Genomic DNA, 7,790 nt, shown 5'->3' on the forward strand with positions numbered 1-7,790 from the left:
TTAATATTATATTTAATATAATGTATAGATGCTATTAATGCACCTATAATCCATATACAAAATGCTATGTATACAATATTTATGTGTAAACTGTTTTGTAATGCATTGTTATTAAAAGTTAAGATGTTATCATTTGTGTTTACTAATGACTCTAAAAACTTAGGCATTGTAATATTTATTTTAAATATGAATATACCTCTTATACATATTGCTATGTATACAAGATATTTAAATGTTGCTGTGTACTTACTTAAAAGTTTATCTTTAAATACCATTATTAGTAATATAGATATACTAATATATAAACTTACATTAATTAATTCTATAATTATAGCACTCATATTTATCACCTATTTTTTATCCATTCTTCAAGTTCTTTTATATCTTCATCACTTATAGAATCTCCCTCTCCTAGAGTGGATACTATGCTTTTTAATGATTTATTATGAACAAAGTCAAAAAATTCATTTGTTTCAAACTTTACATATTCATGTTCCTCTACTAGCACAGTGTATGTGATATTTCTTCCTTCTTTTTCAGATTTTAAAAAATCCTTTTCCACTAATCTGGAAAGAACTTTTGCTGTTGTTGGCTTTATCCAACAACATTCTTTCAGCATATAATCACCTATTTCCTTAGATGATACCTTAGATGATTTTTGAGACCAAATAAATTTCATAACTTGGTGTTCTGTCTTAGGAATTTTTATCATACTATTACCTCCTTTTATTAGACATTTGTCTATATCCTTAATTTAATTCTATTAGACAAAAGTCTAATTGTCAACATAAATATCTACTATATAAAAAAGATTTATATTTACTTAAAGCAAGAGAATATGCTTTATGCTATAATTATTTAAATTATAAAAATCAAAACAGGGGGGGATATAATGAACTATAAGTTTGAATTTGATACTAAACAGAAAGTAATAGAACTTATAAATTTATTAATATTATGTTTTATGATAGGGTATCTAATTGTTAATTGGAACAATATAGGAGATACAGTACCATCTCATTATAATTTCACAGGTCATATTGATTCGTGGGGAGATAAGGGTACGTTAATATTGTTGCCTATATTGGCAGTTTTAGTAAATTGCTCTATGGGAATTACATTATTTATACCTCAATCTTTAAATATACCTGTAAAAGTAACTGAGCAAAATTATGCTAAAGTTTATGATTTAACAAGATATTTTATAAGCTTTGTGAAAACTTCAATTAACGTTTCTTTCTTTTATATAACTATTATGTCGGCAAATAGTAAACCTTTAGGTTCTTTATTTTTACCTATGTTTTTAATTTTAATATTTTTGCCTATTATTTTATATTATGTAAAAATTAGAAAACTAAAGTGAAATAAAAATAAAGGTATTGGCCATTTTCCAATACCTTCTTCTTACTCATCAATAAATATTTTTTATGAATTTAAGTGATTTTTCTTAATCTCACATAGTAACCCGTCTTCTAAATAAATTTCTAAAGCACATCCTACCATTGCTTTTACTGACTTATGTAACTTATCATAAGCTTCTTTGGAATTTGCATAATTTAAAAACTCTTTTTCGTGAACATATACCATAGGATTTATATCTAGAGCTATTTCCGTATACATAGTAGGACAAACTTGACTTACATTACCTATATCTGTAGAACCTACTGGCCCTTCTTTTCCTTCTAATATATCTGTTATCCCTACATTAATTAAATTCCTCTTTGTGATGTTTTGAAGCACTTTGTTGTTTATTATATTATCAAAAGGATTTTCAAAGTACCTATAAGTTAATTTAGCCCCTGTCATTAACTCTGCACCTTTTGCACAGTTTATAACCTTTTTAGTTACTTCGTTTAAATAAGTTCTTTCACTAGCTCTTATGTAAAACTTACAAGCTGATTTTTCTGGAACTATATTTGCAGCTTCTCCTCCATCTGAAACTATACCATGTATTCTAACATCTGATGTTACATGTTGTCTTAGTGCATTTATTCCTGCAAAAGTAAGTTGTACTGCATCTAATGCGTTAACTCCCATATGAGGATGACTAGCTGCATGTGCTGCTACTCCTTTAAAACTAAACTCTATAGAATCCATTGCCAAAGCCTTACAATTTATATTGTTAAAAGCTTCTATATGCATCTGATAACATACATCAATATCATCAAAAGCTCCACATTTAACTAAATCACACTTTCCTCCTGTACTTTCTTCCGCTGGTGTTCCTATTAATACAATTTTACCTTTAAAACTTGCCTTTAACTTGCTAAGCACTATACAAGCCCCTAATGTTGATGCTGCAATCCAATTGTGACCACAAGCATGAGCCGCTTCTTTATTTTCTCCATATCCAGGAAGTGCATCATACTCTGCTAAAAATCCTATGGTAGGACCATCATCATCTCCTAATTCTGCTCTAAATGCTGTGTCCATATTGCAGTAAGGATATATTGTTTTAAATCCATATTCTTTCATTTTATCAACTAGATATTTAGATGATATATACTCTTCATCTCCTAATTCTGGATTATTAAATATAAAATTGCATACTTCTTCTATCTCTTTTCCCAATTCATTTTCTATGCTATAAGCTTTTTTCTTTATGTTTTCTATCATAAATTTTCCCCCTATGTTAAAGTCCTATATATAATCCTGTTGTTAAAAATACCATTGTAGTAATTACTAGAACTACAATCAAAGGCATTATAAATCTAACCCATTTTGCCCAAGGAATATTAGCCAGTGCTAATGCTCCCATTAATACTCCCGATGTAGGTGTTATTAAGTTTGTTATACCTATTCCAAATTGAAAAGCTGTAACTATCATTTGTCTAGACACATCTACCAAATCTCCAAGTGGTGCAAGAACTGGTACTGTAAGTGATGCAAGTCCTGATGCTGACGGTATTAAAAATGCTATTAACCCTTCTATCAAGAAAGTTAAATTTATAAATATAGATTTTGGTAATCCATTTAAAATATTTGATGCAGAGTTTAAAATTGTATCTATTATATATCCATTTTCTGCTATTATCACTATTCCACGTGCAAATGCTATACATAGTCCTGCTGACATTAAATCTTTAGCTCCACTTATAAATGAACTAACTATCTCATCTTGACTAAGCCCTGATGCTATTCCTGATATTAAACCTATAGCCGTAAATATCATTGCAATTTCATTTATGTACCAACCTAATTTTAAAACCCCATACACCATAGTTGCCATACCTAATGTGAAAATTGTTATTACTATAGCTTCTCTTTTTGTAAATTTTTTTATATTTGTGTCATTACTCTCTATTGCTTCTTTATTAACTAATATATCTCTAACTAAAGATTTTTCTGGATTCTTTTTAACTTTATTAGCATATATCATTACGAATCCAATACTTATAATCATAAATATTATAAACATAATTACTCTATACTCTATCCCAGAACCTGGTGCTATATGTGAAAGTGCTTGTGCTATACCTACAGAAAAAGGATTGGTAGTAGATGCTGCAAATCCCGCTGCCGCTCCTATGAATACTGTTGCCACTGCGGTTAATGAATCATATCCCATACTAGTCATAAGTGGTATGAATATCATGTAAAAAGGTAGTGTTTCTTCACTCATTCCAAACGTTGTCCCACCTAATCCAAATAGCATCATTGAGATAGGTATTATTAGGAATTGGTATTTTTTCATTTTGTTTACAGTGTGAGCTATAATTGCTTCTATTGCTCCTGTTTTGTTAACTATCCCAAAAGCTCCTCCTACTATTAAAACAAATCCTACTACTTCTGCTGCATCTATAAATCCATTTATAGGTGCTGTAAATACATCAGCTATTCCTTGTGGATTTGACGGTACTTTTTCATAAGTTCCTGCTACAACAACTAATCGATTATCTACATCTTCTCTTTCAAAACTTCCACTTGGTACTATCCAAGTAAGGATTGCCATTACTACTATTAATAAAAATATTATTGTAAGTGTATTTGGCATAATAATCTTTTTCTTTTTTAAATTACTCATTTTCAATCTCCCCCATTTTTTAAATTAAGACGTTTAATTGTCTGTTTCCCTTTTGCTATCTTAGTTTATATAGGTGTGAAAATTTGTTTAATCAAAAAGCTCAACACGAGTACATGTTGAGCTTAATATGCTAAATACAACATACCTACATCTCCCCTTTATCTTACTTAAGATAGCTCTCCATCAAAACTTGGGATAATTTTGATGACAGTACTGTACTTATTAAATACAGCCCCAGCACTAGCTTTGGATACTAGAACTTCGGCACTTACTCCTTTTATATTGATTCATTGGCTTCCGACCTCTTCAATATTACTTTTAGTAAATGCGACCTCTACCTCAATCTTTTTAGATGAGGTAATTTTTATTAAGTTTTATTTGTTATGAATGATTATATCATGTTTTTATATAATTGTAAATATTTTGAATTTTTTACTTTTTTTGTAAATTAATTAATTAATTATTCATATCAATTATAGTGATGCTTTGTGCATTTGCATATACTGGGTAAGATCTTCCTTCTATTTTTTCAAATTTAACTGCTACTATTTGATTTTGTTTTATATCTGATGATTTAAGTGTTTTGTCTGAGTCTGCTTTTTTGATTATTGTATCTTTATTTATTACAACGTCTGCTATGTCGTATCTAACTTCTGGTTTTAAGTCTAGTGTATCAATTCCATTTTTAGCGTTTTCATCTTTGACAGCTTCTACTCTTATTATTAAGTTGTCTTCTTCTTGTTTTATGTTTGTTATTTTCCCCATAACATCTAGTTGTTCTGGTGTTGTTTGTACTTGATTGTCTTTTGAGTCCTCTGGTGGTTTTTCTGGAGTTGAGTTGTTTTTTGTAAATATCAATATTCCAATTATTGAAATTAATAATACTGCTATTAATGCGATTGTTTTCTTTTTCATGATTTTACCTCCCCTAAATATTTATGTTTTTTATTTCATATATATAATTTAAAACTATATATTGTTGCAACTATTATTTAAATTTTAATTATTATTTTAAAATTTACTATAATAATTATAACAAAATACCTAAGTAGAAGCGATAATTAAAAAAAGCACTGATTTGATAGGCTAAGCCTTCAAATTCAGTGCTTTTTCAAGGAGTAATGTTAATTACATCCTTATCCTCTTTTGACTTTTATTAAATATAGTTTGCAAATTAGCTATACCTCTAACCTTTGGGCGTTAGACTAGGGCTATTTGCACTCTAGTAGAGCGAGGAATCTAGTAGATTCATTATATTTAATGTGATATTTTTTCAAATATCTAGCCACCATCACTTCCAAAGGTACTACCAAAAGGTAAGATATTATCTAGCTTTTGTGTAGTCAGTGTTGGCTGATTGTTAAACTTAATTAACCATTCTTAAAAAGATTATACATATTATCTTAAATTTTTTCATCATAAACATTTTTTGAATAACTAATTATTGAATTAATAGTTCTTAGTTAATCTTCATGTTCATTATAGTATATTCAGTAGATTTACTATTTTCAACTCTTATAAAATTATCATGATGTGTAAATCCTACTTTTTCATAAGCTTTTATAGCACGAGCATTCCAGCTATATACTTTTAAAAATATATCTTTCATATAGTATTTTTTCAGTTCTATTAATTCGATTATACATTTTCTTACAAAACTTTGACCTATTCCACTTCCACATAAATTCGGTCTTAAAGACCATCCAACCCACATATCATTTTCTACTATCTGACATGATACATATGCAATTATATTATCATTTTCTACTAAAGCAAATTGCTCTACTCCCCACGAGTCACTATTGTTTAAATAGTCATTTAAATACAAATCATATACATTATATGGTTTATCATATCTCCATAAAAATATATGCTCTAATATTTCACTATTTAAACTAACGAGTTTACAATTATCAAAATTTATAATTATCCCTCCTATAAACATCCCTTTGATTTTAAATAGTTATAATATAACCTATTATATGTAGACTGTCCACGATAACAGATAATCTAATTGATAATTTTTTATTATTCTACTGGTGTAATCTTAATGTGTGGAAATTCACGATTCCACTCTTTAAGATTATATACTTCAAACTTTGATATAACTTCTCTTAAAATCTGATCTCCTTTTAAATTAAATGGCAATTGATTTTTTATCTTAGCTTTTAATTTTTTTCTCATAACCTCATCTATTAATTTATCTTCTATTAAAAATATATAAGATATTGGTTTATCTTTTTCATTTCCTCTGCAAGACCAAAGTACTAAGAGACTGTCATAATATTTCTTAGCAATACTTGCATAAAACTTTTCTGGTTTTTCTATTATTTTTTTTAACATAGCTTCTGGTCTTACTGCATTTGGTATATTAGAGTTTTTATATTCTATAAATAACACTTCATTGTTTAATTCTGTTATAAAATCAACATCATTTAACTTAGATTTATTAGCTAAATCATGAAATTCTAATACATATTCGCAATTTGAAAAATCAAATTTATACATTCCATTTTCATCTAATACTATTTTACTTTCCATAAACTAATCCTCTAAACTTTCTTCTATTACATCATCTAAGAGTTTAGAATCAGCTTTTATTATGATATTGTTGTCTAATTCTCCAAAGTACTCATTACTTTGCGATTTAACTCCATTTTCAGTTTTATATAAGCTATGGAAAAGAACTTTATCAGTTTTATTTCTTTTTATTTCAAAGTATTTAGCTAAGTTGTAGCTGTGCGTTGCTATAAATACTTGAACTCCCTCTCTTTGTAGTTCTAAAAATATATCTACAAGTACTGGTATAAGTGAAGGATTTATATTAGCTTCTGGCTCGTCCCATAAAAGTATAGTATCTTTTTCTATAAGTCCATTTCTTATTAATTTGTATAATAGTCCAAATTTACGAAGTCCTTCTGCTTCTAATGAAAATTCTATCTTTCTTTTGTCATCTTTTAATATATAGAAAGTATCATTTTCATATATTACAGTTCCATCTATTACTTTTGATATTATATCTAATATTTTTTTATTTATAGGAGATACTTCTTTAGTCTCAGGAAGCTCTGCATTAGTTATTATATCTACATAGGTTTTATCAAATGGCATATCATACTTGTTGTTAAGAGCTAGAAACCCTTTTGAATGAGATAACATTTCTTTCGCTGGTATAAATATGTATTTAGGATATTCTTTTACATTTGTTTCGCTAATTACTTCTAGAGTTATATCTTGCTGATTATTATTATGTATAAAGTAGCCAGTGCTACCATTATATCCATAATCTATTATAAATGCGGACTTAAGTTCTTTATCTATATTTATATCTCTTACTAAATTAGATGGTTTTGTTCTAAAAAATTCATTTGATACGTTAACTGCATCTTCTTCTGTTCCCATGCTAGTTTCCCCAACCCCATAGATTAATTTTATAAGATGAGTTTTACCTGTTCCATTTTCTCCAATTATAACATTAACTCCATTACTTGCATTTAATTTAAAATCTTCAAATACCGTTATATTCTCTATACTCAATTTATTTATATTCAAAATTAATCGCTCCTTAAGTTTTTACTTTTTATATATATAATTATAACAAAATCCCTAAATATAAGCGATAATTAAAAAAAGCACTGATTTGATAGCCTAAGCCTTCAAATTCAGTGCTTTTCCAAGGAGTAATGTTAATTACATCCTTATCCTCTTTTGACTTTTATTAAATATAGTTTGCAAATTAGCTATACCTCTAACCTTTGGTCATTAG

The 7,790-nt window shown here is 27.9% G+C and carries 9 protein-coding genes and 1 riboswitch; of the genes, 1 reads left to right on the forward strand and 8 read right to left on the reverse strand.

Features of this window, described 5'->3' with window-relative positions:
• Both ACRCYC_RS00195 and ACRCYC_RS00200 read right to left on the reverse strand, forming a co-directional pair.
• A partial coding sequence (locus tag ACRCYC_RS00195) for a hypothetical protein (protein WP_438617179.1) occupies nucleotides 1-341 on the reverse strand: 341 nt, incomplete at its 3' end.
• A gap of 5 nt (nucleotides 342-346) precedes the next feature.
• Complete coding sequence (locus tag ACRCYC_RS00200; RefSeq protein ID WP_438617180.1) at nucleotides 347-712, reverse strand: BlaI/MecI/CopY family transcriptional regulator; 366 nt, start codon at nucleotides 710-712, stop codon at nucleotides 347-349.
• 180 nt (nucleotides 713-892) lie between these two features.
• Between ACRCYC_RS00200 and ACRCYC_RS00205 the strand changes: the two genes are divergently transcribed.
• Complete coding sequence (locus ACRCYC_RS00205) at nucleotides 893-1,363, forward strand: DUF1648 domain-containing protein (protein ID WP_438617181.1); 471 nt, start codon at nucleotides 893-895, stop codon at nucleotides 1,361-1,363.
• A gap of 62 nt (nucleotides 1,364-1,425) precedes the next feature.
• Here ACRCYC_RS00205 and ACRCYC_RS00210 read toward each other — a convergent pair whose 3' ends face one another.
• From ACRCYC_RS00210 to ACRCYC_RS00235, 6 genes are all read right to left on the reverse strand, one after another.
• Complete coding sequence (locus ACRCYC_RS00210; RefSeq protein WP_438617182.1) at nucleotides 1,426-2,616, reverse strand: M20 family metallopeptidase; 1,191 nt, start codon at nucleotides 2,614-2,616, stop codon at nucleotides 1,426-1,428.
• A 16-nt stretch (nucleotides 2,617-2,632) separates the two neighbouring features.
• Complete coding sequence (locus ACRCYC_RS00215) at nucleotides 2,633-4,024, reverse strand: YfcC family protein (RefSeq protein ID WP_438617183.1); 1,392 nt, start codon at nucleotides 4,022-4,024, stop codon at nucleotides 2,633-2,635.
• Nucleotides 4,025-4,189: 165 nt separating this feature from the next.
• A riboswitch (Lysine riboswitch) is annotated at nucleotides 4,190-4,369 on the reverse strand.
• A 111-nt stretch (nucleotides 4,370-4,480) separates the two neighbouring features.
• Nucleotides 4,481-4,939 carry a hypothetical protein gene (locus tag ACRCYC_RS00220; protein WP_438617184.1) on the reverse strand — a complete coding sequence of 153 codons (459 nt, stop codon included), beginning with the start codon at nucleotides 4,937-4,939 and terminating at the stop codon, nucleotides 4,481-4,483.
• Between the two features lie 544 nt (nucleotides 4,940-5,483).
• Complete coding sequence (locus ACRCYC_RS00225) at nucleotides 5,484-5,969, reverse strand: GNAT family N-acetyltransferase (protein ID WP_438617186.1); 486 nt, start codon at nucleotides 5,967-5,969, stop codon at nucleotides 5,484-5,486.
• Nucleotides 5,970-6,052: 83 nt separating this feature from the next.
• The gene (locus ACRCYC_RS00230) at nucleotides 6,053-6,565 is read right to left on the reverse strand and encodes a hypothetical protein (RefSeq protein WP_438617187.1); all 513 of its coding nucleotides are present in this window, start codon (nucleotides 6,563-6,565) and stop codon (nucleotides 6,053-6,055) included.
• A gap of 3 nt (nucleotides 6,566-6,568) precedes the next feature.
• The gene (locus tag ACRCYC_RS00235; RefSeq protein ID WP_438617188.1) at nucleotides 6,569-7,576 is read right to left on the reverse strand and encodes an AAA family ATPase; all 1,008 of its coding nucleotides are present in this window, start codon (nucleotides 7,574-7,576) and stop codon (nucleotides 6,569-6,571) included.
• Nucleotides 7,577-7,790 lie beyond the last annotated feature (214 nt).

Origin of the sequence: Paraclostridium sp. (genome assembly GCF_051657365.1) — a bacterium.
GTDB lineage: Bacteria > Bacillota > Clostridia > Peptostreptococcales > Peptostreptococcaceae > Paraclostridium.